The 23628-nt window shown below is 71.1% G+C and carries 24 protein-coding genes, 1 tRNA gene and 1 pseudogene; 10 read left to right on the top strand and 16 right to left on the bottom strand.

Features of this window, described 5'->3' with window-relative positions:
- Positions 1 to 44: 44 nt before the first annotated feature.
- The 11 genes from mraY to QBJ89_RS13380 all read right to left on the bottom strand — a co-directional run bounded on the left by mraY (position 45) and on the right by QBJ89_RS13380 (position 11478).
- On the bottom strand, positions 45 to 1115 hold the full coding sequence (gene mraY, locus QBJ89_RS13430; protein WP_277980984.1) for a phospho-N-acetylmuramoyl-pentapeptide-transferase: 1071 nt from the start codon (positions 1113 to 1115) through the stop codon (positions 45 to 47).
- Positions 1116 to 2486 (bottom strand): UDP-N-acetylmuramoyl-tripeptide--D-alanyl-D-alanine ligase, encoded by a 1371-nt coding sequence (locus tag QBJ89_RS13425; RefSeq protein WP_277980983.1) that lies wholly within the window; start codon positions 2484 to 2486, stop codon positions 1116 to 1118.
- 277 nt (positions 2487 to 2763) lie between these two features.
- On the bottom strand, positions 2764 to 4200 hold the full coding sequence (locus QBJ89_RS13420) for a UDP-N-acetylmuramoyl-L-alanyl-D-glutamate--2,6-diaminopimelate ligase (protein ID WP_277980982.1): 1437 nt from the start codon (positions 4198 to 4200) through the stop codon (positions 2764 to 2766).
- A 10-nt stretch (positions 4201 to 4210) separates the two neighbouring features.
- The gene (locus tag QBJ89_RS13415; protein ID WP_277980981.1) at positions 4211 to 5923 is read right to left on the bottom strand and encodes a peptidoglycan D,D-transpeptidase FtsI family protein; all 1713 of its coding nucleotides are present in this window, start codon (positions 5921 to 5923) and stop codon (positions 4211 to 4213) included.
- The gene (locus QBJ89_RS13410) at positions 5920 to 6573 is read right to left on the bottom strand and encodes a hypothetical protein (RefSeq protein ID WP_277980980.1); all 654 of its coding nucleotides are present in this window, start codon (positions 6571 to 6573) and stop codon (positions 5920 to 5922) included. The genes QBJ89_RS13415 and QBJ89_RS13410 overlap by 4 nt, the downstream gene beginning before the upstream one ends.
- A gap of 2 nt (positions 6574 to 6575) precedes the next feature.
- Entirely contained in the window at positions 6576 to 7553 is a 978-nt protein-coding gene (rsmH, locus tag QBJ89_RS13405; protein WP_277980979.1) for a 16S rRNA (cytosine(1402)-N(4))-methyltransferase RsmH, read from the bottom strand.
- A complete protein-coding gene (locus tag QBJ89_RS13400) occupies positions 7550 to 8050 on the bottom strand; it encodes a division/cell wall cluster transcriptional repressor MraZ (protein ID WP_277980978.1) in 501 nt (166 codons plus the stop codon). The genes rsmH and QBJ89_RS13400 overlap by 4 nt, the downstream gene beginning before the upstream one ends.
- 665 nt (positions 8051 to 8715) lie before the next feature.
- On the bottom strand, positions 8716 to 9036 hold the full coding sequence (locus QBJ89_RS13395; RefSeq protein ID WP_277980977.1) for a hypothetical protein: 321 nt from the start codon (positions 9034 to 9036) through the stop codon (positions 8716 to 8718).
- 40 nt (positions 9037 to 9076) lie between these two features.
- Positions 9077 to 10066: a cysteine synthase A gene (locus QBJ89_RS13390; RefSeq protein WP_277980976.1), complete on the bottom strand. Its 990-nt coding sequence runs from the start codon at positions 10064 to 10066 to the stop codon at positions 9077 to 9079.
- A 46-nt stretch (positions 10067 to 10112) separates the two neighbouring features.
- Positions 10113 to 10439, bottom strand: a complete 327-nt coding sequence (locus QBJ89_RS13385; RefSeq protein ID WP_277980975.1) for a DUF962 domain-containing protein — start codon at positions 10437 to 10439, stop codon at positions 10113 to 10115.
- A 31-nt stretch (positions 10440 to 10470) separates the two neighbouring features.
- On the bottom strand, positions 10471 to 11478 hold the full coding sequence (locus QBJ89_RS13380) for an alpha/beta hydrolase (protein ID WP_277980974.1): 1008 nt from the start codon (positions 11476 to 11478) through the stop codon (positions 10471 to 10473).
- 203 nt (positions 11479 to 11681) lie between these two features.
- Between QBJ89_RS13380 and QBJ89_RS13375 the strand changes: the two genes are divergently transcribed.
- The 4 genes from QBJ89_RS13375 (at position 11682) to aat (ending at position 14974) form a co-directional block, all read left to right on the top strand.
- Positions 11682 to 12977, top strand: a complete 1296-nt coding sequence (locus QBJ89_RS13375; RefSeq protein WP_277980973.1) for a type VI secretion protein ImpB — start codon at positions 11682 to 11684, stop codon at positions 12975 to 12977.
- An 85-nt stretch (positions 12978 to 13062) separates the two neighbouring features.
- Positions 13063 to 13446, top strand: coding sequence for a hypothetical protein (locus QBJ89_RS13370; RefSeq protein WP_277980972.1), 384 nt, complete (start codon positions 13063 to 13065; stop codon positions 13444 to 13446).
- A 95-nt stretch (positions 13447 to 13541) separates the two neighbouring features.
- Positions 13542 to 14249, top strand: a complete 708-nt coding sequence (locus tag QBJ89_RS13365) for a ParA family protein (RefSeq protein ID WP_277980971.1) — start codon at positions 13542 to 13544, stop codon at positions 14247 to 14249.
- A 56-nt stretch (positions 14250 to 14305) separates the two neighbouring features.
- Complete coding sequence (aat, locus tag QBJ89_RS13360) at positions 14306 to 14974, top strand: leucyl/phenylalanyl-tRNA--protein transferase (protein ID WP_431522539.1); 669 nt, start codon at positions 14306 to 14308, stop codon at positions 14972 to 14974.
- Positions 14975 to 15009: 35 nt separating this feature from the next.
- Here aat and QBJ89_RS20225 read toward each other — a convergent pair.
- From QBJ89_RS20225 to QBJ89_RS13335, 5 genes and pseudogenes are all read right to left on the bottom strand, one after another.
- Positions 15010 to 15243, bottom strand: a pseudogene (locus tag QBJ89_RS20225) (DUF2155 domain-containing protein); the annotation flags it as partial.
- 203 nt (positions 15244 to 15446) lie between these two features.
- On the bottom strand, positions 15447 to 15839 hold the full coding sequence (locus QBJ89_RS13350; protein WP_277980969.1) for an NADH:ubiquinone oxidoreductase subunit NDUFA12: 393 nt from the start codon (positions 15837 to 15839) through the stop codon (positions 15447 to 15449).
- Between the two features lie 96 nt (positions 15840 to 15935).
- Positions 15936 to 16439: a DUF192 domain-containing protein gene (locus tag QBJ89_RS13345; RefSeq protein ID WP_277980968.1), complete on the bottom strand. Its 504-nt coding sequence runs from the start codon at positions 16437 to 16439 to the stop codon at positions 15936 to 15938.
- A complete protein-coding gene (locus QBJ89_RS13340; RefSeq protein ID WP_347342833.1) occupies positions 16436 to 17008 on the bottom strand; it encodes a cold-shock protein in 573 nt (190 codons plus the stop codon). Before QBJ89_RS13340 ends, QBJ89_RS13345 begins: the two co-directional genes overlap by 4 nt.
- A 91-nt stretch (positions 17009 to 17099) precedes the next feature.
- Positions 17100 to 17648 carry a regulatory protein RecX gene (locus tag QBJ89_RS13335; protein ID WP_277980967.1) on the bottom strand — a complete coding sequence of 183 codons (549 nt, stop codon included), beginning with the start codon at positions 17646 to 17648 and terminating at the stop codon, positions 17100 to 17102.
- A gap of 100 nt (positions 17649 to 17748) precedes the next feature.
- Here QBJ89_RS13335 and QBJ89_RS13330 point away from each other — a divergent pair, with 100 nt between their 5' ends.
- The 6 genes from QBJ89_RS13330 to nusG all read left to right on the top strand — a co-directional run bounded on the left by QBJ89_RS13330 (position 17749) and on the right by nusG (position 23582).
- Entirely contained in the window at positions 17749 to 19500 is a 1752-nt protein-coding gene (locus QBJ89_RS13330; RefSeq protein WP_277980966.1) for a fatty acyl-AMP ligase, read from the top strand.
- 256 nt (positions 19501 to 19756) lie between these two features.
- Entirely contained in the window at positions 19757 to 22078 is a 2322-nt protein-coding gene (locus tag QBJ89_RS13325; RefSeq protein ID WP_431522537.1) for a putative bifunctional diguanylate cyclase/phosphodiesterase, read from the top strand.
- A gap of 61 nt (positions 22079 to 22139) precedes the next feature.
- Positions 22140 to 22215, top strand: a tRNA-Trp gene (locus QBJ89_RS13320).
- A gap of 105 nt (positions 22216 to 22320) precedes the next feature.
- Entirely contained in the window at positions 22321 to 22560 is a 240-nt protein-coding gene (locus tag QBJ89_RS13315) for a hypothetical protein (RefSeq protein ID WP_277980965.1), read from the top strand.
- A 270-nt stretch (positions 22561 to 22830) separates the two neighbouring features.
- Positions 22831 to 23028: a preprotein translocase subunit SecE gene (gene secE / locus QBJ89_RS13310; RefSeq protein ID WP_277980964.1), complete on the top strand. Its 198-nt coding sequence runs from the start codon at positions 22831 to 22833 to the stop codon at positions 23026 to 23028.
- A gap of 17 nt (positions 23029 to 23045) precedes the next feature.
- The gene (nusG, locus tag QBJ89_RS13305) at positions 23046 to 23582 is read left to right on the top strand and encodes a transcription termination/antitermination protein NusG (RefSeq protein ID WP_277980963.1); all 537 of its coding nucleotides are present in this window, start codon (positions 23046 to 23048) and stop codon (positions 23580 to 23582) included.
- The last annotated feature ends 46 nt before the right edge of the window (positions 23583 to 23628 follow it).

The following is a 23628-nucleotide window of genomic DNA, read 5'->3' as shown; positions in this document are numbered from 1 at the left end:
CCGGCCTGCGCCGGGGTGCGGTGAGGGCGATGACGACATCGCCCTCACCGCAGCTTCAACGTCGACAGGCCGGCGAGCGCCAGCACCAGCGCGATGATCCAGAAGCGGATCACCACCGTCGGCTCGCTCCAGCCGAGCTGTTCGAAATGGTGGTGGATCGGCGCCATGCGGAAAATGCGCTTGCCGGTACGCTTGTACCAGAACACCTGGATGATGACGCTGAGCGCCTCCACCACGAACAGCCCGCCGATGATGCCGAGCACGATCTCATGGTGCGCCACCACCGCGATCGTCCCCAGCGCGCCGCCGAGCGCGAGGCTGCCGGTGTCGCCCATGAACACCGCCGCCGGTGGCGCATTGTACCACAGGAAGGCAAGCCCGCCGCCGATCACCGCGCCGCAGAAGATCGCCAACTCACCCGCCCGCGGCACGTGCGGGATGCCGAGGTAATCGGCGAACTTCACGTTGCCGGCGAGATACACGATCAGCATGAAGGCGACCGAGGCGATGATCACGGGCATGGTTGCCAGCCCGTCGAGCCCGTCGGTGAGGTTCACCGCATTGCCGAAGGCGACGATCGTGAACGCCGCGAAAAGCGGGTAAAAATAGCCCAAGTCGATGTAATAGCGACTGGTGAACGGGAAATAGAGCCCGGTGCCGTTCTCCTGCATGATGATCCAGGCCGCGATCCCGGCGATGGCGAACTCGATCAGCAGCCGCGTTCGACCGGACACGCCGGCGGTGCTGGCTTTGCGGACCTTGTCATAGTCGTCGAGGAACCCGATCGCGCCGAACCCCAGCGTGACGAACAGGCACGCCCAGACGAACGGGTTGCGCAGGTCCATCCACACCATCACCGACAGGACGAGGCTGGTGAGGATCATCAGCCCGCCCATCGTCGGCGTGCCGCGCTTGGCGAGGTGGCTCTGCGGACCGTCGGCGCGGATCGGCTGACCCTTGCCCTGGCGCACGCGCAGCCAGCCGATGAAGCGCGGCCCGATGATCAGCCCGATCAGCAGCGCGGTCGCGACCGCCGCGCCGGCGCGGAACGACTGATAGCGAATGAGGTTGAAGCCGCCTTCGAACCCCAGAAGCTGTGCGATCCAGTACAGCACTCAACCCACCTTGTCGGCGAGCGCGGCGACCAGCCGCGACAGCCCGACCCCGTTCGATCCCTTGACGAGCACCGCGTCTCCCGGACGGAGCAGGGCGCGGACCTGGTCCAGCGCCGCGGCGGCATCGCGCACATGGACGAAATCGACCTGCCCCTCAAGCGCCTGCGCGAGCGGCGCCATCGCCTCGCCGACCAGCACGGCCGCTTCGACGCGCGCGTCGATCACCGCCGGGGCGAGCGCCGCGTGATAAGCCGCCGAGCCCTCGCCAAGCTCGCGCATCTCGCCCAGCACGGCGACGTGGCGCCCCGGCTCCTGCGCCAGCACCGCGAGCGTGGCGCGCATCGAGGCGGGGTTGGCGTTGTAGCTCTCGTCGATCAGCAGCGCGCTGCCCTCGCCGACCGCGACGTCGCGCCGCGCCCCACGCCCCGCCAATCCGCCGAGCTCGCCCAAAGCGAGGCCGGCGAGCGCGAGATCGGCGCCGACCGCCTCGACCGCGGCGAGCACCGCCATCGCGTTCGACACCCAATGCTGCCCGGGCTGCGCGATCGTCATGCTCAGCTCGCGCGCGCCGACCCGCGCGCTGACGAACGTGCCGCCGCGCGGCGAGGGCATCACCTCGGCGGCGTGGACGTCGGCGCGCTTGTCGAGCCCGAAGGTGACGATCTTGCCGGCATAAGGACGCGCCGCCGCGATCAGCCGGTCGCGGTGCGGGCTGTCATAAGGAATGATCGCGATCCCGCCGGGCTCCAGCCCGCGGAAGATCTCGCCCTTGGCATCGGCGATCGCGCTCTCGTCCGGGAAAAATTCGGTGTGCGCGGGCGCGATCGCGGTGACGATCGCGACGTGCGGGCGGACGAGCATGGTGAGACGCGCGAGCTCGCCGGGGTGGTTCATCCCCATTTCCAGCACCGCATAGTCGCTGTCGGCGGGCATGCGCGCGAGGCTAAGCGGGACGCCGGTGTGGTTGTTGTAGCTCTTGACCGAGCGGTGCGCGCGCCGGCTGGGCGAGCGGTCGAGCGCGGCGAACAGCGCCTCTTTCGTCGAGGTCTTGCCGACCGAGCCGGTAACACCGATCACCCTGCCCTTCACACGCGCGCGGGCGGCGCGGGCAAGTGCCTCCAGCGCGGCGACGGTGTCGCTGACGCGCACGGCCGGGTGCGCGGTCGCGCTCGAGACGATCGCGCCGGCGGCGCCCTGCGCGAACGCCTGGTCGAGGAAGCGGTGCCCGTCGCTCTGCTCGCCGGCGAGCGCGACGAAGAGGTCACCCTCGCCCACCTCGCGCGAGTCGAAGGCGACCCCGTCGGCGGCGAAGTCGGCGGTGGCGGTGCCGCCGGTGGCGGCCGCGATGTCGGACGACGTCCAGAGGCTCACAGAAGTCCTGCCCGATGTGGGGAGCGGGACCGCGCCGACGGCGTGGTGGAGCGGAGGTGCGGCATGCGGAGCGCTTGTAGCGGATGACGCGGGTGAACGTCAGAGAGCACGGCAGACAAGCTACCGACACGCGCGGCAGCGCGCGCGGCACGCCCCGTCCACCATGCCTGCGGCATGGTCCCCAGCGGAAGGTCGGATCGTCCCCCGGACGATCCTCGGCCATGCGGGGCATGGCCGACCTTCCGCTCCGTTCCGGGGAGGATCTTGTCCACCCCGCTCACGCCGCCATCTCGCGCGCGACCGCGACATCGTCGAATGGCAGCACCAGATCGCCGACGATCTGGCCCTGCTCATGCCCCTTGCCCGCGATCAGCACGATGTCGCCCGCCGCCGCCTCGCGCAGCGCCGCGGCAATTGCGGCGCGACGGTCGCCGATCTCGCGCGCGCCGGGCGCGCCGGCCAGCAGCTCGGCGCGGATCGCCGCGGGATCCTCCGAGCGCGGGTTGTCGTCAGTGACGATCACCACGTCCGCCGCCGCCGCCGCCACCTGCCCCATCGGCTCGCGCTTGCCGCGGTCGCGGTCGCCGCCGGCGCCCACCACCAGGACCAGCCGCCCCGCGACATGCGGGCGCAGCGCCGCGCAGGCCGCCTCGATCGCGTCGGGCGTGTGCGCGTAATCGACATAGACCGGCGCGCCACTCGCGGTGATCGCGGCACGCTCGAGCCGCCCGCGCACCGGCTGGAGCCGCGCCAGCCCCGCGATGGTCGCCGCCACGTCGCCGCCGGTGGCGATCACCAGCCCCGCGGCGATCAGCGCGTTGGCCGCCTGATAGCCGCCGATCAGCGGCAGCTGGACCCGATGGTCGACGCCACCGGCACGGATCACCAGCCCTTGCCCGAGCAGCGTCGGCACGCGCTCGATCAGCCGCAGGTCGTCGCCGTGCTCGCCGACCGTGACGACGCGGTTGCCGCGCTCGCGCGCGATGTCGATGACGCGCTCCGATTGCGGATCGTCGGCCCAGACCACGGCGCTGCCGTCGTCGCTCAGCACCTGCGCGAACAGCCGCAGCTTGGCGGTGAAATAGGCCGCCATGTCACCGTGATAGTCGAGATGGTCGCGGCCAAGATTGGTGAAGGCGGCGGCCCGCACCGGAAGCCCCTCGGTGCGATACTGGCTCAAGCCGTGACTCGACGCCTCGAAGGCAAGGTGCGTGACCCCCTCGCGCGCCAGCCCGGCGACGTTCGACAGGAAGGTGACGACATCGGGCGTGGTCAGCCCGGTGACGACGCGCTCGTCGGCGGTGGTGACGCCGAGCGTGCCGATCGAGGCGGCGTGCTGCCCCGCCAGGCGCCACAGCTGGCGCGTCATCTCGACCGTCGAGGTCTTGCCGTTGGTGCCCGTCACCGCCACCGCGGTCGGCGGGAAGGGCGCGTAGAAACGCGCGGCGAGCTGAGCGAAGGCCTCACGCGGGTTGTCGTCGGCGAGGTGCACCGCCCCCGCGACGCGCGCGCCGGGCCGCGCCACCACCGCCACCGCGCCGGCGTCGACCGCGGCGTCGATATAGTCCTCGCCGTTCACACGCAGCCCCTCGAACGCGCCGAAGACATTGCCCGGCGCGACCTTGCGATGGTCGATCGCGAAGCCGGTGACGGCCGCGTCGGCGGCAGGGTCGACGCCGCGGGCGTCGGCGCCGAGAAGTGTGGAAAGTCTCATCGCGCGCGCCTCACTGCCCGCCGCTCTTGGGCGCGTCGTCGCCCTGCCACAATGTCGGCAGGATGTCCGAGACGTCCACGTCGCGATGGTCGTCGGGCACCACGCCGAGCAGCGAGCCGACGCGCGCGATCGTGCGCCCCACCACGGGAGCGGCGTTCCACGCCGCGGTCTTCCACCCGCCCGTCTCCTTGGTCCCCTGCGGCGAGTCGAGCATCGCCAGCACGACGCAGCGGGGCTCGTCCATCGGAAAGGCCGCGACGAAGGTGGCAACGTTGCGCGACCGATCATAGCCGCCCGCCACCGCCGCCTCGGCGGTACCGGTCTTGCCGCCGACGCGATAACCCGGCGCGTCGCCCTTGCGCCCGGTGCCGCGCATCACCACCAACCGAAGCATCTGGCGCATGCGCGCGCTGGTCGCCTCGCTGATCACGCGGCGGCCGACCGGTGCGTGGCCGGGCTGCAGCTTGAGCAGCGTCGCGGGGCGCCAGGTGCCGCCATTCACCAGCGCCGCGTAAGCGTTGGCGAGGTGGAGCGGGGTCACCGCGATGCCGTGGCCGAAGGCGGTCGTCATCGTCGTCGTGCGCGCCCAATAGCGCGGCCACAGCGGCCGGCCCTTTTCGCGGATCTCGATGTCCGGCCGGGTGTCGAATCCCAGCTTGCGGAACATCGTCTCCATCCGCTGCTGGCCGATCTCGTCGGCAACGCGCGCGGTGGCGACGTTCGACGAGTAGATCAACGTCTCCGCCATGTTGAGCCAGCGCTTCGGGTCGCCGCGCTCGTCGTGGATCGTGTAACGGCCGACCTGGAGCGGATGAGTGGCGTCGAAGCGCGCCTCCATCGAGGTGACCACGCCGGTGTCGATCGCGGTCGCCATGGTGATCGGCTTGAAGGTCGAGCCGAGCTCGAACACGCTCTGCGTCGTCAGGTTACGCAGCTGGTCGGTGCCCGACATGCCGACGCGATTGGGATTGAAGGTCGGCAGCGAGACCATCGCCAGCACCTCGCCGGTGTGGACGTCGAGCACGATGCCGCCGCCGCCGCGCGCCGAGAAGGTGGTCATCGCGCGGCCCAGCTCGCTCTCCAGCGCGGCCTGGACGCGGGTGTCGAGCGACAGCGCGACCGGCTGGCCGATCGTGGCCGGGTTGGTGAGGCGCTCGTCGAGCGCACGCTCGATCCCGCTCATGCCGTGGCCGCCGCTGATGAAGCCGAGCGCATGCGCGGCGAGCGTGCTCTGCGGGTAGAGCCGCTGCGTCTCGCGCTCGAACACGATGCCGGGCTCGCCGATCGCGTTCACCGCCTCGACCAGCGCGGGGCTGGCGCGGCGCTGGAGGTAAGTGAAGCTCACCGGCTTGGTGATCTGCGCGTAGAACCACGACTGGTCGCCCTTCTCGGGCATCAGCTCGGCGAGCTTGCGCGCGACCTCTGACGGATCGCCGATCAGCTTCTTGGGATGGACGCCGATCGTCCAGGCGTCGATCGTGCGCGCCAGCGGGGCGCCGTTTCGGTCGACGATGTCGCCGCGCGGCGCCGCGGCCGCGACGCTGGCGCCGCGCTCGCTGCCGGCGACGACGCCGAGCAGCGTCAGCCGACCGATCACCACCAGCACGCCGGCCACGAACAGCAGCATCAGCACCATCAGTCGCAGGTGCTGGGTGGCGAGCAGCTGCTGGCGCTGGTCGCCCGCGCGCGCGCCGCGGACCGGACGGGCGACGAGTGCCGTCACCGCAGGCGACCGCGCTCGGTGCGGGCGCGGCTGAGCAGGTCGCCCACGGTGGTCTCGCTCAGCAGGGCGCGATCGAGCATCGCCACCTTGGCCGCGCGCGCGGCGCCGGCGCCGGTGGGGGCGGGTGCGGGTGCGGCCGCCGCCACCACCGCCGGCGTCAGGCGGGGAGCGGCAACCGGCTTGGCCGCCGCGACCTTCACCGTCGCGACCGGCGCGGCGGCCGCGGTCCGGACGATGGTGGGAACGGCGGGAGCGGGAGCGGCAGAGGCGGTGACGGCGTTCGCGGCGGCGGGGACGATGAGCTGCGCGGTCTGGACCGGCGCGGCGGCGCCCGGCAGCGGCGCGGGCACCGGCTGGTTGGGCGACAGCGAGGCGAGCGCTGCCTCGTCGCGGACGAACTGCGCCGCGGTCGGTACCGTCAGCGCCAGCGTGTCGCCGTTCCAGCGCTCGAGCTGGGCGAGGTTGGCGCGCACGTCGAACTCGGTCTCCAGCGCGCGGATGTCGCGCTCGGCACCGACGATCTTGCGGTCGAGCTGCTCCACGCGCTTGCGCTCGGCCGCCACCTGCGAGGAGACGAGATAGAAGCCGATCGCGACCATCGCGCAGCTGGTGAGCCAGCCCAGCCCCTTCAACCGATACACCGCCGCCATCCTCACGCCTCCCTTACCCAAGCCGCCGCCGCCGTCCGCCGTGCCGCGCGTAGTGTCGCCGAGCGGGCGCGCGGGTTCGCCGCCAGCTCGGTCTCGTCGGCGCGCTGTGCGCGCCCAATCATCTCGAAGGTCGCCGCGCGCGCCGGCGCCGCCGCCGGCAGATGGCGCGAGCCGCCCGGCGCCGCGCCCGCGCGATCGCGCAGGAAGCGCTTGACGATGCGATCCTCGAGCGAGTGGAAGCTGACCACCGCGAGCCGACCGCCAGGGCGCAGCACGCGCTCGGCCGCGGCGAGACCGCGCTCCAGCTCGTCGAGCTCGCCGTTGACGTGGATCCGCACCGCCTGGAAGGCGCGCGTCGCGGGATCCTTCTTGTCGTGTGGGCGATGGCCGAGCGCGCGGCGTACAACGGAGGCGAATTGCGCGGTCGTGGTCAGCGGGCGCGCCGCGACCACCGCGCGCGCGATCCGGCGCGACTTGGGTTCCTCGCCGTAGCGATAGAGCACGTCGGCGATCGCATCCTCGTCGGCGGTGTTGAGGAAATCGGCGGCGGACGGTCCTTCCTGGCTCATCCGCATGTCGAGCGGTCCATCGCCCTGGAAGGAGAAGCCGCGCTCGGGCCGGTCGAGCTGCATCGAGGAGACGCCGATGTCCATCGTCACGCCGTCGACCGGGGCGAGGCCGCGCGTCTCCAGCTCCTCGGCGAGCGCCGAGAAGGTGGCGGCGACCATCGTCAGCCGCGGCGCGTCGGCCGCGAGCGCGCGGCCGGTGGCGACCGCATCGGGGTCGCGGTCGAACGCGATCACCTCGGCGCCCGCGGCGAGCAGGGCGCGCGTGTAGCCGCCCGCGCCGAAGGTCGCGTCGACGTGGCGCTCGCCGGGGGCGGGGGCGAGCGCGGCGAGCACGGGCGCGAGCAGCACGGGCACGTGCGGCGCAGCGGGACCGGGGGGCAGGCCGGTCGTCGGGGCGGTCTCGCTTATCATAGCGCGATCCCCTTCTCCTCGCAGGTGAACTCGACATATTCCTTGAGGAACGGATCAATGTCGGGAGTTTCGAGCAGGATGTTCGGGGCCCAGATCGTGATCCAGTTGAACGCGCCCAGGAACACCGCCGCGCCCGCGATCCGCGCGTAGCGGCGCTCGAACGCGGGCATGATGAAGCGGCCCGAGCCGTCGAAGGGCAGCGGCTCGGCACCGCCGGCGCGATCGAGGATGTTGTAATCGACCTTGCCGGTGCGCTCGAACTGCGCCGCGTCGAGCGCCTCCAGCTTCGACTTCCAGAACGGCACGAAGCCGGGATCGTAGGCGATCAGGCAGCGGTGCTCGGGGTGCGGCGCGATGATGACGGTGCCGCCGTCCTTGCCGTCGTCGCGCGGAGCGTTCTTGGCGAGCATCGCGCGAAGGGTGTTGGGAATCGCGACCCGGCCCTTGTCGTCGACAAGACCGAGCCCCTTTCCCTGATAGTCCACCCTGTCGACCACGCCCACCTCACACCCGGAGCGCACGACCTCCTGTTCCGGCGAACGGCCATGACCGCCCGCCGACGTTGCTGTCAGCAAACAACAGTGGTCCTGCCCCCAATGTCGTGATCGACACGTATCAGGGTTACCTGGGGATGAGAAGGGAAATTCGGGGACAGCCGGGGAAAGGCGGGATTTTCTAGGCTGATCCGTGCGCTACGCCGGCGGTGGCGGGCGTGAGCGAGCGCTGGCAAGGGTGAGACTCGGCGTCGAGAAGGCTGGTTGGCACGGTTTCCCCGCCTTTCCCCGGGAGCATCGGGGACGGCGCGAGGGCAGAGGCTCGCAGGTGGGAACGGGAGCCGCTGTGAAGCGCATCGGCTCGCGCGCGCCGGCCAACGGATGGTTCCGCCAACCGAGCGGAGGCCGTCCGTGCCGTGACGAAGATGCCGCCTCCGCTACCATCGTCATCCCGGCGGCTTCGACGCCGCCTGCGGCGTCGCTCGGGACAGGTCTGAGCGGGGATCCGTCGTTCGGCCAACGCGACGATCGCTGCACCATGGAGGCCGGGTCAAGCCCGCCATGACGACCTGACCTTGAGGCAGCGGGCTTCCACCCCGCTGACGGTAGCCGCCGGGACGCACCACCACGCTCCCCTGCTACACGCCCCCGTCCGGGCGCGCCGATCGTCACTGCACGTGCGGCGCGGGCTTCTCGGCCGGCGGGGTGTTGGCGGCGCTGGGGGTCACACCCAATTCGGCGAGCGGCTCGTTGGTCGGCGTGACGGTGGGGATCGGACCCGGCACGCTCATGTTGACCACGACGGCGGGCTGCGCCGCGCCGGCGACCGCGACCGGGCGCTCGCGATCGACGGTCGAGAAGATCGCGCTGGCCACGCCGATCAGCAGCACCACTATCGCAAGCCCGACCATGCCGACCCGCACGCGCTGCCGCGCCTGTTCGGACTGCTGGCGCTCGACCGCCACCTTCTTTCGCTGCAAACCCTTCATCTCGTCGTGCGACGTTAACCGATCGTCGCGGCGCTGTCGATCACGCCCCGTCACGGCGCTGCCGTACCAGCCCCTTCGACGCCAGCCATGCCGGGTCATAGAGCGTCGAGAGATAGCGGAAGCCGGTGTCGCACAGGATCGTCGCGATCCGCTTGCCCGGCCCGAGCTGCCGCCCCAGGCGCACTGCGCCGGCGACGTTGATCCCCGACGACAGGCCGAGGCACAGCCCCTCCTCCGCCAGCAGCCGCTCGGTCCAGTCGAAGCCCTCCTGGTCGGCGATGCGGAACTGCGCGTCCACCGGCGCGCCCTCGAGATTGGCGGTGATGCGTCCCTGCCCGATCCCCTCGGCGACCGACGAGCCTTCGGAGCGCAGCTCGCCGCAGGCATAATAATCGTAGAGCGCGGCGCCATGCGGGTCGCTCAGCGCGATGCAGACGCGCTCGTCCTTGGCCTTAAGCCCCAGGCCCACCCCGGCGAAGGTGCCGCCGGTGCCGACCGCGCAGGTGAAGCCGTCGATCCGGCCCTCCATCTGCGCCCAGATCTCCTCCGCGGTGCCGGCGATATGCGCGCGGCGGTTGGCGATATTGTCGAATTGGTTGGCCCAGATCGCGCCGGGCGTCTCCTCGGCGATGCGGCGCGAGGTGTGGACGAAATGATATTGGCTCGAATAGGCCGCGGCGGGGACGGTCACCAGCTCGGCGCCGAGCGCGCGCAGCGTGTCCATCTTCTCCTTGGACTGGGTGTCGGGCATCACGATGATCGTGCGATAGCCCTTGGCGTTGGCGACCAGCGCCAGCCCGATTCCGGTGTTGCCCGCGGTGCCCTCGACGATCGTGCCGCCGGGTTGGAGCTGCCCGCGCGCCTCGGCGTCCTCGACGATGAACAAGGCGGCGCGGTCCTTGACGCTCGCGCCCGGGTTGGTGAACTCGCACTTGCCGAAGATGTCGCAGCCGGTCGCCTCGCTCGGCCCCTTGAGCCGCACGAGCGGCGTGTTGCCGATCAGCGCCAGCGTGTCGCTTGTGGTATGCATGCCGCGCTAGATGCGGAGCCCGAGAGCAATGCGCAAGCGAGCAGATCTATCGCGGCGCCACCCCGGCCTTGGCGAGGTGCGGCGCGAGGCGCCCGACGAGCCACAGGAAGAACATGCGATAATCGGCGAGCAGCGACCACAGCGGATGGCGGAAGGTCGCCGGCCGGTTGCGCTCCACCGCGAGATGCGCGCTCCAGGCGAAGGCATAGCCCGCCACCGGGACGGCGGCCCAGAACCAGCCGCCGAACGCCAGCGCCGGCGCGACGGCGGCGAAGCTGAGCGCGGTGCCGGCATAATGAAGCGCGCGGGTGGCGGGGCGCGCGTGCTCGCGAAGGTAATAGAGCCAGAAATCGGCGAAGGTGCGCGGTGTCACGGGCGGGTCTCCGGTCGGGGCGGCGGCCGGATCATAGCATGCCGCGATCGTGCAGCCATTGCAGCACCTGCCCGGGCCATTGCGTCGTCACGGGCGCGGCGGTCGCGCGCATGCCGAAGGCGTGTCCTCCCCTGGCGTAGACGCGCAGGTCGACCGGCACGCCCGCGTCGTTGAGCGCGAGCGCATAGGCCAGTGGCTGCCGGATATTGTCGGTCGGATCGTCCATGGCATGGAGGATCAGCGTCGGGGGTGCCTGGGGGCTGATCGTGACCCATGGCCGGAGCTCGAGATTGTTCCGGCCCCTGGTGTTGTCGAGCATCCGCGCGGTGTAGGCGATCACGGCAAAATCGGGCCGCGGCGACACGCGGTCGGCGGCGTCGGTCGGCGCATAGGTGCGCGCCTCGGTGTTGCTCATGTTGGCGGCGAGATAGGCGCCGGCGGAGAAGCCGATCACGCCGACCCGGTGCGGATCGATGCCATAGCCTGCGGCGCGCTGGCGCAGGATGCCGAGCGCGCGCTGCGCGTCCTCAAGCCCGAGCAGCAGGTCGGGACGGCGCTGCTGTCCGTTGACGCGCGGCCAGACCTGCGGGACTCGATATTTGAGCACCGCGCAGGTCATGCCGTGGCGCACCGCCCAGGCGCAGATCTCGGTACCCTCCAGGTCCATCGCGACGACCTCGAAGCCACCGCCGGGCAGCACCAGCAGCGCCGCGCCGCTGTTGCCGCCTTTCGGCCGATACAGTGTCATCGTCGGCCGCGTGACATAGCTGGCCCAGTGCCAGCGCCGCCCGCCGACCCGCCCCGTGCCGTTGCCGGTACCCTCCGGGCGATCGCCGCTGTCGGGCTTGGCGAGCGGCACGTTGGCGGGCCAGAGCGGGATCTGCACGCCACCGTCGCTCGGCTGCCAGGCGCCCACGCGCTCGTTCTTCGGCAAAGGCGTCGGCCGCGGCGGATCGGCGGGGGCGCGCGCCTGAGCGATGGACGCCATCGCGGCGGCGGCGCCGAGAAACACGGCGGTCAGCGAGAGATACCGTCCCACGGGCGAGCTTCCCCTGCCTCCGACGCTCGCCGGTCCGATCCGGCGCGCAGGGCAGCGGCGCCAGTTTAGCGCGCCCGGCCGCGCGCGCCATCGCTCGATCGCCAGATCGCGCCAAGCGGGCGCGACGCTACGGTGGACGACTCGCCAAAGCGCAGCGAACCTGCCATGTTCCTGATCTGTTCCCACTTGCGAGTCGCCCGCCGGTGCCCAGCGTCGATCTCACCCTGCCGCCGCGCCCGCTGCGCTGGCTGTTCCTCGACCTGAACAGCTATTTCGCCAGCGTCGAGCAGCAGGTGCAGCCCGCGCTGCGCGGACGGCCGGTGATCGTCGCGCCGGTCGGCAGCGACACCACGGTGGCGATCGCGGCGTCGCGCGAGGCCAAGCTGTACGGCATCTCGACCGGCACGCCGGTGTGGGAGGCCAAGCGCAAGTGCCGCGACCTGGTCGTCACGCCGGCGCGGCACGAATTGTACGTCGCCTACCACCATCGCATCGTCGCCGAGGTGGAGCGTCACGTGCCGGTGACGCGGGTCTGTTCGATCGACGAGGTGGCATGCCGGCTGCTCGACAATGAGAACGGCCGCGACGCCGCGATGGCGTTGGCCGGCCGGATCAAGCGCGGGCTCGCCGACGCAGTCGGCGATTATCTCACCTGCTCGATCGGGATCGCGCCCAACCGGCTGCTCGCCAAGCTCGCCTCCGACCTACAGAAACCCGACGGGCTGGTGGTGTTCGAGGCGGAAGCGCTGCCTGACGCGCTGTACCCGCTCAAGCTGCGGGACATCTCAGGTATCGGCCCCAACATGGAGCGGCGGCTGGCCCGCGACGGCGTCAACGACATCCGCCAGCTGCTCGCGCGCCGCCCGCGCGACGCCGGCCACGCGTGGGGCGGCAGCGACGGCGACCGGCTGTGGTACCTGCTCCACGGCGTCGACCTGCCCGAGAAGCCGACGCAGAGCCGGACGATCGGGCACAGCCACGTGCTGTCGCCGCGCCACCGCGGCTATGAGGCGGTGCGGCTGACCGCGCGCCGGCTCGCGCTCAAGGCCGCCAGCCGGCTCCGCCGCAAGGGCTATCGCGCGCGGCTGCTGGTGCTCCACGCGCGCTTCGAGGACGACAAGAGCAAGTGGCGCGCCAGCGTCAAGCTGCCCGCGACGCAGGACAGTTTCGTCGTGCTGGCGCGGCTCGACGCGCTCTTCCCGCGGCTGCACGCGGCGGGCGCGGCGCATCGCAGCGGCTGCCGCATGATCGGGGTGACGCTCGCCGAGATCGAGCCGGTCGCAGGCGAGCAGGGCTCTTTGTTCGCGGCGCTCGACCCCGATGACCCGCTCGCGCGCGAGACGCGCACGCTTGCGCTGAGCCGCGCGATGGATCGGATCAACGAGCGGTTCGGGCGCAACGCCGTGTCGGTCGGCCCGCTGAACGGCGGGCGGCTCGACCGGGTGGGATCGAAGATCGCGTTCGGGCGCATCCCCGAATTGTCCGAATTCCACGAATAGGCCCTACCGAAATGGGTCGACGACACAATGACACCGGTGTGACAGGGTTGACGACCTTTTCCGCATGCGCGAAGCGTGCCCCCCTATGCAGAAGCTTGCTTTCCTCCCCCTCGCCGCCTCCTTGTTCGCGCTCGCAGCATGCAATTCAGAGCCGTCCAAGCAGGTCCTCGACTCCAACCCCGATCCGATGGCGTCGCAGCTGGCCAACGCCGCGCCCGTCGAGCTGCCGCCTGCGATCAAGGCTGACAAGACGATGCGCTGCAAGGACGGCAGCCTCGTCTATGTAACCTTCTTCACCGGCGACAAGCAGGCGGTGGTGCGCACCGAGAAGAACGGCACGCCGACGATGCTCAAGGGCGAGGGCGGCGAGGCGCCGCTCAGCGCCGACGGCGGCTGGAAGATGACCGGCACGCCGACCGAGATCACCCTCACCCGCCCCGGCAAGGGCGCGCTCTCCTGCCACGCCTGAACTGACTCGCGCCGGCGCGTCTCGCGGAGAGCGCCGGCGCCTTACCTCGATCAATCCTTGCCGCACGCCGCGGCCGCCCCTAGCGTCCCACGCTTATGGCAACCATCGCGATCTACAGCCTGAAGGGCGGCGTCGGTAAGTCGACGCTGGCGGTGAATCTCGCCTGGTGCGCGGCCACGTTGTCCGCCCGAAGGACGTTGCTGTGGGACCTCGATCCCCAGGCCGCTTCGAGCTGGGTGCTCGGCGACGGCGCCGCGCACGACAGCGCGCAGGCCTTGTTCTCGCGCGACGTCGATCCCGAGCGACTGATCACGCGCACGCGCTTCGACCGGCTCGAACTGCTGCCCGCCGACGCCTCGCTGCGCGACCTCAACCACCTGTTCCGCGAACTCGACAAGAAGAAGCGGCTGCGCAAGCTGATCGCCGACCTGGGCGACCACGATCATGTCATCCTGGACTGCCCGCCCGGACTGACGGAGACCGCCGACCAGGTCGCGCGCGCCGCCGACCTGATCGTGGTGCCGGTGGTGCCTTCGGCCTTCTCGCAGCGCGCTTATGCCACCATCGAGCGCCAGTTCGGCGGCCAGGTCGCGATCCTGCCGGTCCACAATATGGTCGACCGGCGACGCGCGCTCCACGTCGCCGCGGTCGAGCAACACGCCGACTGGCCCGCCATTCCCGCGGCCAGCGCGATCGAGGCGGCCACCGCCAAGCGGCTGCCGGTCGGCGTCGCCGCCCCGAACAGCGTCGCGGCCAAGGCGTTCGCGCAGCTGTGGCGCATCGTGGAGCAGCGCTGCGCTTGAGCGAGCCGCTAGACCCGTCGCTGCTGCTGGGAGCCTATTCGGTCGGGGTCTTCCCGATGGCGGACAGCCGCGACGCCGAGGACGTCTATTGGGTCGAGCCGCGCCGCCGCGCGATTCTGCCGCTCGACGGCTTCCATCTCTCGCGCTCGCTGCGCAAGGTCATCGCGGGCGACCGCTTCCGCGTCACCGCCGACCGCGCCTTCGCCGCCATCATCGCGCTCTGCGCCGAGAGCGCCGAGGACCGACCGGACACCTGGATCAATGCCTCGATCGAGCAGGCGTTCGTGCGCCTGCACGGGCTCGGCCTGGCGCATTCGGTCGAGTGCTGGGACGGTGACCGGCTGGTCGGCGGGCTCTACGGCCTCGCGCTCGGCCGCGCCTTCTTCGGCGAGAGCATGGTGAGCCGCGCGCCGAACGCCTCCAAGGTGGCGATCGCGGCGCTGGTGGCGCGGCTGCGCGCGGGCGGGTTCACGCTGCTCGACTGCCAGTTCATGACTGAACACCTCGCCTCGCTCGGCGCGATCGAGGTGGCGCGTGCCGACTACATGACGTTGCTGGGTGCGGCGCTCTCTTCGACCGCCTCGTCGGCAGGGGCGGGCTCATCCCCCGCCGCGCTGGCGGCGGCGGCAGGCGCGGGGGCGTTCGGCGCCTTGGACGCCGCGGCCGGGGCGGACGGCGCGGTGCCGGGGAAGGTCATCGCGCAGCTCTTGGTCCAGACGTCGTAGACCGGGTGGACCACCACGTTGGCGGCGGGCCGCTCCTTGTAGAGCCAGCCCGAGAAGGCGCGGCGCCACCCGCCCTCGACCGTGCGGACGTCGAGCTGGAGGAAGGCGCCGGTGAGCGGCTCGGGTTCCCACGGAGCGGTCTGCTCACACGCGCGCAGCCGCACGATCACGTCGCCCGCGCGCACCGCCTGGCCGGGCCGGAGCGTGATGTCACGGCTGACGCCGTTGCGCTTGTTGAGCAGGCCCAGCACCGCGACGCGCTGCGCCATCGGGGTGGCGCCGAGATCGACCGGATCGTCCTGCGAATCGAGTGACACCTCGTCCGACGCGCGCGGCGCCGGCGCCCCCGTCGGCGCGGGCAGCGCGGTGCTCACGGCCGGCGAGGTACCGTGGCGTGCACCGCGCCAGCCCAGGCCCGCCCAGGTCGCCGCCGCCGCCACCACTAACAGCCCGCCGAGCGCGAGCCCACGCCTCACGCGTCGGGGCTCCATGCCTCATAGTCGCCGGTTGCGGCGGCGCGATGGCCGCCCTTCTCCAGCGCGCCCTGCGGGCGATAGGCCAGCGCGGTGCCGGTGAGATTGGGCACCGCCGGCTTCTGCCACTGCCGCGGCGGCGGCAGGTTCTGGTCGGGCGTGCCGTCGACTTGATGGTGCAGCCAGCTGAACCACTCGGGCGGCACGCGGCTGGCGTCGTTGGCGCCGGCGTAGATCACCCAGCGCCGCGGGTTGCCCGCGGTGTCGCGTCCGCCTTCCCAATAGGTGTTGCCGAGCGAGTCCTCGCCGACCTGGCGCTTGCCGCGCAGCCCGAGGATGGTGCCCCAGCTGGCGCCGTTCCACCAGGTGAAAGGATTGAGGTTGATGCCCATGGTGCCCCGCGCTTACCCGGCCCGCGGGCGCGGTTCAATGCCTGGCGGGTGTCGAGGCGCTAATCCTCCCCGCGTGGCGGGGAGGAGTCGAGCAACTTACCAGGTCACCCGGTCGCCCACGCCGATGCCGAGCGCGGCGGCGCGGCCGCCGACCAGCTCGAGCACCGCCGCCACGGGCTCGCCCGAACTGACCTTCGCTTCCGACAAGGGCGTGGTGCTCGGCGCGATCACGGCGATGCTGTGATCGGCGCGGATGAACAGGATGTCGAGCGACAGCGGCGTGTTCTTCATCCAGAAGTCCGCCACCTGCGGCGCGCCGCCGCCGGCGGGATAGGGCGCGAACAGCATGGCGTCGTCGGGCTGCAGGTCGGTGCGGAACATCAGCCCCTGCGCCTGCTGCGCCGCGGTCTCTGCGACCTCGGCGTGGAAGGTGTGCCGCTTGCCGCTGCTCTCGATCGTCACCGGCAGCGTGCGGCGCTGTGAACTGCTCGTCTCGCTCGTCATGGCAGAAGGCGACGCCGACGGCGTCGCGTCAGGCGCGCCGCGCCCGCAGGCGGCGAGCAGCAGCGCCAACGCCAGCGGCAGCGCGGTGCGGCTCACTCGATCACCGCCACCGCGACCGCCAGCGGTCCCTTGCGCCCTTGGATGATGCGCGCGCGCAGGCGCTGGTCGGGCTGCGCCTCGGCGACCCCGGCACGGCGCAGCGTCTCCATGTGGACGAAGATGTCGCCCGGCCGCTGGGTCGCGACCAGGAAGCCGTAGCCCTTGATGCGGTTGAACCATTTGACCGTGACCTCCTCCCACTCGCCGGCCTCCTCGGCGAGCGCGTTCGGGTCGACACGCGCGCGGTCGCGATCGCGCATCGTCTCGAGCGCGACGCTGAGATCGATGTCCGCGATCGCGACCGCCTGCCAGCCGCGCTGCCCCTGCACCGCGGTGCCGCTGACCCGCGCCCCTTCGGGCAGCGTGCGCCGGCCGAACGCCTGGAGCACACTGAAATGCAGCAGGATATCGCCCATCGCGGGATCGTCCGCGACGATGAAGCCAAACCCGCGGGTCGCGTCGAACCACTTGAGAACGCCTGATACCGCTACCGAAACGGCGTCAACCGTCGGCAGTCCGGCCGGATCGTGCGGATCGCCGGCGGTAGCGGAAGCCTCGTCTCGCACGTCGCGTCGTCGTCCCCTTTTTCGCCGTGTCGCAGCGTTAACGCCCGTCTATCGGTGCACTGCACAATGAAGCTTGGCAAGCGCCGATCGTTCATTCCTCGTCCAGAATCGCGCCGGGTTCGGCCTCGACAATACGTCGTGCCAATGGCGGCGCGTGGCCGGCTCGCAGCAGCTGGCCGAGCTGGCGTGCGCGCTGCGCCGCGTCGGCCGGCGCCTCGGCGAACGGCCCGATCCGCTTGCGCCGCGCGAGCCGCAGCGCGCTCTCCAGTGCCGCCGCCCGCGCCTGCGCCAGCGCGGGGGCCGCGTCCTCGGCGTCGAGCCCGGCGGCGCGCAGCGTCTCGGCGACGCGGCGCGCGCCATAGCCGCGCCGACCCAATGCGGCGCCTTTCTGCTCGGCGAAACCGCGATCGTCGACATAGCCGAGCGCCGCCATCCGCTCCGCCACCCCGTCCGGATCGGCCGGCTCGCCGTCCCAGCCGCGCTCGCGAATCTTGCGCGCGAGATAGGCGCTGAGCTTGCCGCGTGTGGTCGCGAACCGCTCGACGTAGCGGAGCGCGAGCCGTTCGAGCGCCGCTTGATCAAGCGGCGGCGGGCGGCGGCGCGCGGAAGCCTTGGGGGATTGGGGCAGCGACACGGCCATGTTTGTGCCACACTGGCATCCGATTTTGAACGCTCGGCCAAAGTACGCCTTTAACCGCTTAACTATTGCACCGGCGTGACCGCTGCGACAGGAACACAGGATGACGACCGACATCGCCCCGACTGCCTCCCAGACGCGACCGACGCCGACGGCCGACCCGCTGCCGCGCCGCTTCGCCGATTTCGCGACGCTGGGCGAGGCGCTCGACTATGCCGCGCGGGGCGGCCGCGGGCTCAACTTCCACGACGCGCGTGGCACGCTGGTGCGCGCCTATGGCTTCACCGCGCTGCGCGACGATGCGCGCGCCTGCGCCTATCGCCTGATCGCGGCGGGCGTCACCCCCGGCGACCGTGTCGCGCTGGTGGCGGAGACCAGCGCCGAGTTCGCCGCGCTCTTCTTCGGTGCCGTGATCGCCGGCGCCTGGCCGGTACCGCTCCCGCTGCCGACCTCGTTCGGCGGGCGCGACTCCTATATCGACCAGCTGCGCGTCCAGCTCGCCAGCTGCGATCCGGTGATGCTCGTCTTCCCGCCCGAGCTGGCGCAGATGGCGGGCGCGGCGGCCGAGGCGTCCGGCGTGCGCGGGGTCGACTGGGTCGAGTTCGCCACCCAGCCGGGGCCCGAGGCGGCGCTGCCCGCGAGCGCCGCCGAGGACGTCTGCTACCTGCAATATTCGAGCGGCTCGACGCGTTTTCCGCACGGCGTGGCGATCACGCACCGCGCACTTTTGAGCAACCTCGCCGCGCACGCGCACGGCGTGCAGATCATCGAGACCGATCGCTGCGTGTCGTGGCTGCCGTGGTACCACGACATGGGGCTGGTCGGCTGCTTCCTCTCGCCGGTCGCCAACCAGGTCTCAACCGACTATCTCAAGACCGAGGATTTTGCGCGCCGCCCGCTGTCGTGGCTCGATCTGATCAGCCGCAATCCGGGCACTTCGCTGAGCTACTCGCCGACCTTCGGCTACGACATCTGCGCGCGCCGCATCTCCAGCCAGACCAAGGCGTCCGACCGCTTCGACCTGTCGCGCTGGCGCGTCGCGGGCAACGGTGCCGACATGATCCGGCCCGACGTGATGCAGGCCTTCGTTGACGCCTTCGCCGACGCGGGTTTCCAGGCGACCGCCTTCCTGCCGAGCTACGGCCTCGCCGAGGCGACGCTGGCCGTGTCGCTGATGCCCGTCGGCGAGGGCATCCGCGTCGAGTTGGTCGAGGAGACCGAGCTCTCGGGCATGCAGCACGGCGAGGATCGGCCGCAGCGCTACCGCGCGATCGTCAATTGCGGCAAGCCGGTGCGCGACATGGAGGTCGAGGTGCGCGAGGAGGACGGCACACCGCTTCCCGATGGCGCAATCGGCAAGGTGTGGTGCCGCGGGCCGAGCGTGATGGTCGGCTATTTCCGCGACCCCGGCGCGACCGAGGCGTGCCTGATCGACGGCTGGCTCGACACCGGCGACATGGGTTACATGTCCGGCGGCTACATCTTCATCGTCGGCCGCGCCAAGGACATGATCATCATCAACGGGCGCAACCACTGGCCGCAGGACATCGAATGGGCGGTGGAGCAGCTGCCCGGCTTCAAGGCAGGCGACATCGCCGCCTTCGCGATCACCACGCCCGGCGGCGAAGAGACCCCCGCGGTGCTGGTGCAATGCCGCAGCTCCGACGAATTCGAACGCGTGCGATTGCGCGACGAGATCCGCGACCGCGTGCGTTCGGTCACCGGTATGAACTGCGTCGTCGAGCTGATCCCCCCGCGCACGCTGCCGCGCACCAGCTCGGGCAAGCTCAGCCGCGCCAAGGCGCGCAACCTGTATCTCGCCGGCGAGATCAAGCCCTACGACCTCGCCGCCTGAGGCGCAGGCCGGGGCGCGGCCGCGGGCACGCCGGCCCCGCCCGCGGCGGGTCAGGCGCGACGATTCTTCGTCCATTTCGGACGCTTTCTGCGTCACCAACACGAGTTCGGCCCGCAAGCGTTTGAATGCGCCGGCCTTGTTTCCGGCAACCCGATGCCGACGCGCTGGCACGTTCTTGCCGGCAGCAACGCTTCGTCAACGACGATGCGGCTAAGGCTCGGGCGTGACACGCGATCCTTCCCCCCCATCAGCGTCCGTGCCGATCCGCGCGCGCCTCGGCCTGCGTCGTAACGCCGAGCGCACTGCCGGCCACCGCGACGTGGCGGCGGAGCGGTCGGCGGCGCGGCGACTCGCGCCCGCGCTGCTCGCCGCGCATCTGCTCGGCGCTTGCGCGGCGATAGCGCTGCTGCGCCACGCGGTGGCGCTGCCCTGGCTGATCGGCTGGGGCGCGGCGGTGGCGGTGACGACGGCGGCGCTGACCCGCCTGCTCGTCGCGCCCGCCGAACCGGAGGCGCCGCTGCCGCTCGCCGCCGCGAGCGCCGCCGCGGCCGCGCTGGCACTCGCCTGGTCCGCGGTACCCCTGCACCTCGCCGCCGCCGCCAATCCGGCGGCGACGCACGCGCTCGACCTGCTGCTCGCCACTGTCATGACCGCCTCCGCGCTGACGTTGGCGCCGCTCCCGTCTGCGGCGCTGGTCTTCGTCGCCGGCACTGCCGCCGCGTGCGCCGCGCCGTTCGTGCTCACCGGCCGTCCCGTCGCGGCGGCGATCGTCATCACGCTCGCGGCGCTGCTTGCGGCGATTGCTCTTTCCCGTGCGCGCGCGGTGGCGCGGATCGGCGCGGCGGAGAGCGCGCTGCGCGAACACGAGGCGACGGTGCAGCTGCTGCTGCGCGATTTCGAGGAGGGCGCCGACTGGCTGTGGCAGACCGATGCCGCGCGCCGGATCGTCGGCGCAAGCGAGCGTTTCGCACGGGCGTGCGGGGTTGCCGCCGCGGAGCTCGAGGGCACGCCGCTGCTCCAGTCGCTCGCCGGCGCCGACTGGGAGAGCGCCGCCCTTCCCGACGAGCTGCGCCTCATCGCGGACAAGATGACGCGGCGCGAGGCGTTCAGCGATGTCGCGCTACCCGTCAAGGTGCGGGACGAGAGGCGCTGGTGGCAGATCGCCGCGGCGCCGCGGCTCGACGCGGCAGGCCGCTTCGCCGGCTATCGCGGCGTGGTGTCGGACATCACCGAGCAGCGCGCCTCGGCCGAGCGGATCAACCGCATGGCGCGCTTCGATGCGCTTACCGGACTGCCGAACCGCCTTTCGGTCAACGACGAGCTCACCCGCTCGCTGAGCGAGGCGGAGCGCTGGCGCGCGCGCTGCGCTTTCATGATGATCGATCTCGACCGCTTCAAGGCGGTCAACGACACGCTGGGTCACCCCGTCGGCGACCGCCTGCTGCGCCGCGTGTCGGAGCGGCTCGCCGAGCTGGTGACCGCGAACGAGCTGATCGGCCGGCTCGGCGGCGACGAGTTCGCGGTAGTGGTACGCGACGCGAGCGATCCCGCGCGGGTCGAGCGGCTGGCGCACACCATCATCGAGACACTGTCGCGCCCTTATGAGGTGGACCAGCACACGCTCTACATCGGCGCCTCGGTCGGCGTCGCCACCGGGCCGCGGGACGGACGCACTGCCGAGACGCTGATCCGCTCGGCCGACCTCGCGCTGTACCGCTCGAAGGACCGTGGCGGCGGCGTCTACCACGCCTATGTCCCCCAGCTTCACCTCGAGGCGGAGGAGCGTCGCGTGATCGAGCTGGCGCTGCGCCGCGCGCTCGACAACGACGAGCTCCACCTCGCCTATCAACCGGTGGTCGACTCGCGCAGCGGCGCGGTGCGCGGCTTCGAGGCGCTGCTTCGGTGGAACCATCCGGAGCTGGGCGACATCCCGCCGGCCAAGTTCGTGCCGATCGCCGAGGAAGCGCGGCTGATCGCACCGATCGGCGAGTGGGTGCTGCGCACCGCCTGTGCCGAGGCGGCGGGCTGGCCCGACGACGTCCGCGTCGCGGTCAACGTCTCGCCCGAGCAGCTCCACAATCCGCAGTTCGTCGGGGTGATCACCGACACGCTGGCGCGCACCGGCCTGCCCGCACGCCGGCTGGAGCTGGAGGTGACCGAGAGCGTGTTCCTGCGCGAGGGAACCGGCGCGGTGAAGCTGCTCAAGCAGATCCTCGATCTCGGCGTCGGGCTGAGCCTCGACGATTTCGGCACCGGTTATTCCTCGCTGGGATATCTGAGCGCCACGCGCTTCTCCTCAATCAAGATCGATCGCAGCTTCGTTCAGGCGGCGTCGCGCGGCACCGCCGAGGCGATCGCGATCATCCGCGCGGTGGTGGCGATGGCGCAAAGCATGGGCGTGGGCACCACCGCGGAGGGGGTGGAAACCGAGGCCGAGCTGCGGCTCGCGCAGGAACTGGGGTGTGGCAGCATCCAGGGCTTCTATTTCGGCCGCCCGCTACCAGTGACCGAGGCGCGCGCGCTGGCGATCGCGGTGCGCCGGCCCGACGCGCCACCCGCCGCGACGCGGGCTGCCTAAGTCCGCGGAGACGCTCGCCCCTTGACGAACGCGCGCGCGGCGTCCAACAGCGCCGCGGCACAGGAGTGTAGCTCAGTTGGTAGAGCATCGGTCTCCAAAACCGAGGGCCGTGGGTTCGAGTCCCTCCACTCCTGCCAACCCATATCGGTGGCGAAGGATAGATTCTCCGGCTTGCGCGTTCGCGGGTGCGGCGTAATAGCCCTATACCTCTGACGTACGTCAATCACCAAGGGAGTAGCCATATGCGTTCCATTCTCGCCGGCGCCGCTGCGCTGAGCCTCGTCGCCACCCCGGCGCTCGCCGCCACCGCCAACCCCGCCGCCAGCCTGTCGGTCGCCGGCGCACGCGCGTCGACCTCGACGTCGAAGGACAGCCAGGTCGCCGGCGCCGGCATCTTCGGCGCGATCATCGCCGCGGGCATCGCGGCGATCGGCGTGGTCGCGATCGTCAATGACAACAACGACGATTCCGACAGCAACTGATCCGGCGCGGTCGCCACGGCGACCCGCCGTCAGCAGGGACGGATAGCGGAAGGGGTCGGCGCTCGTGCGCCGGCCCCTTCTTCGTGGTGGCGTCCCGCCGCCTATACCGCCACCGCGCTTGCCTTTTCACCGCGGCCAACTTATGTCCGCTCGCACTTCCGACAGCACGGACGGTCTTTCATCGCTCTCCTCATTCGTGGGGAAGCGGTAGCGGGCCCATGCCGGCCGCTGTCGGGATATTCTATCACGGCTCAACAAGGGCTCAGTATCGTGGCGAAGACGACCCCGCTCGAGTTCATCCGACAGGTCCGCACCGAGACCGCCAAGATCGTCTGGCCGACCGGCCGCGAGACGATGATGACGGGGGTGATGGTCGTGGTGATGACCACGGTGTTGGCGCTGTTCTTCCTGGCGGTGGATTCGTTCTTCAACGCCGTGGTCAAGGCGCTGCTGAGCCTGGCGAAGTAAGGACGGGAAGCACGACGATGGCGCGCTGGTACATCATCCACGCCTATTCGGGGTTCGAGGGCAAGGTCCGCGACTCGATCATGGCCGAGGCGACCCGCATGGGGCTCGAGCAGCTGGTCGAGCAGATCGAGGTGCCGACCGAGACCGTCACCGAGGCGCGCCGCGGCAAGAAGATCGCGGTCGAGCGCAAGTTCATGCCGGGCTATGTGCTGGCCAAGCTGAACATGAACGACGACGTCTACCACCTCGTCAAGAACACGCCCAAGGTGACCGGCTTCCTCGGCTCCTCGGGCAAGCCGCAGGCGATCTCCGAGTCCGAGGCGGCGCGCATGCTGCACTCCAAGGAGGAAGCGGCGGTCGCGCCCAAGACCAAGGTCAAGGTCGATTACGAGATCGGCGACGCGGTCAAGGTGCTCGAGGGGCCGTTCGCGAGCTTCAACGGCACCGTCGAGGAGCTCGACTTCGACAAGTCGAAGGTCAAGGTCTCGGTCAGCATCTTCGGCCGCGCCACGCCGGTCGAGCTCGACTTCGAGCAGGTCGAGCGCAGCAAGTAAGCGCGACGCTCCCGCTCGGGCGGGAGCGCGCCGCGACGCGCGGGAC

Origin of the sequence: Sphingomonas phyllosphaerae (assembly GCF_029623345.1) — a bacterium.
GTDB classification, from domain to species: domain Bacteria; phylum Pseudomonadota; class Alphaproteobacteria; order Sphingomonadales; family Sphingomonadaceae; genus Sphingomonas; species Sphingomonas phyllosphaerae_C.
The sequence above is the reverse complement of the archived record's forward strand: the minus strand, read 5'-3'. Positions and strand labels throughout refer to the sequence as shown.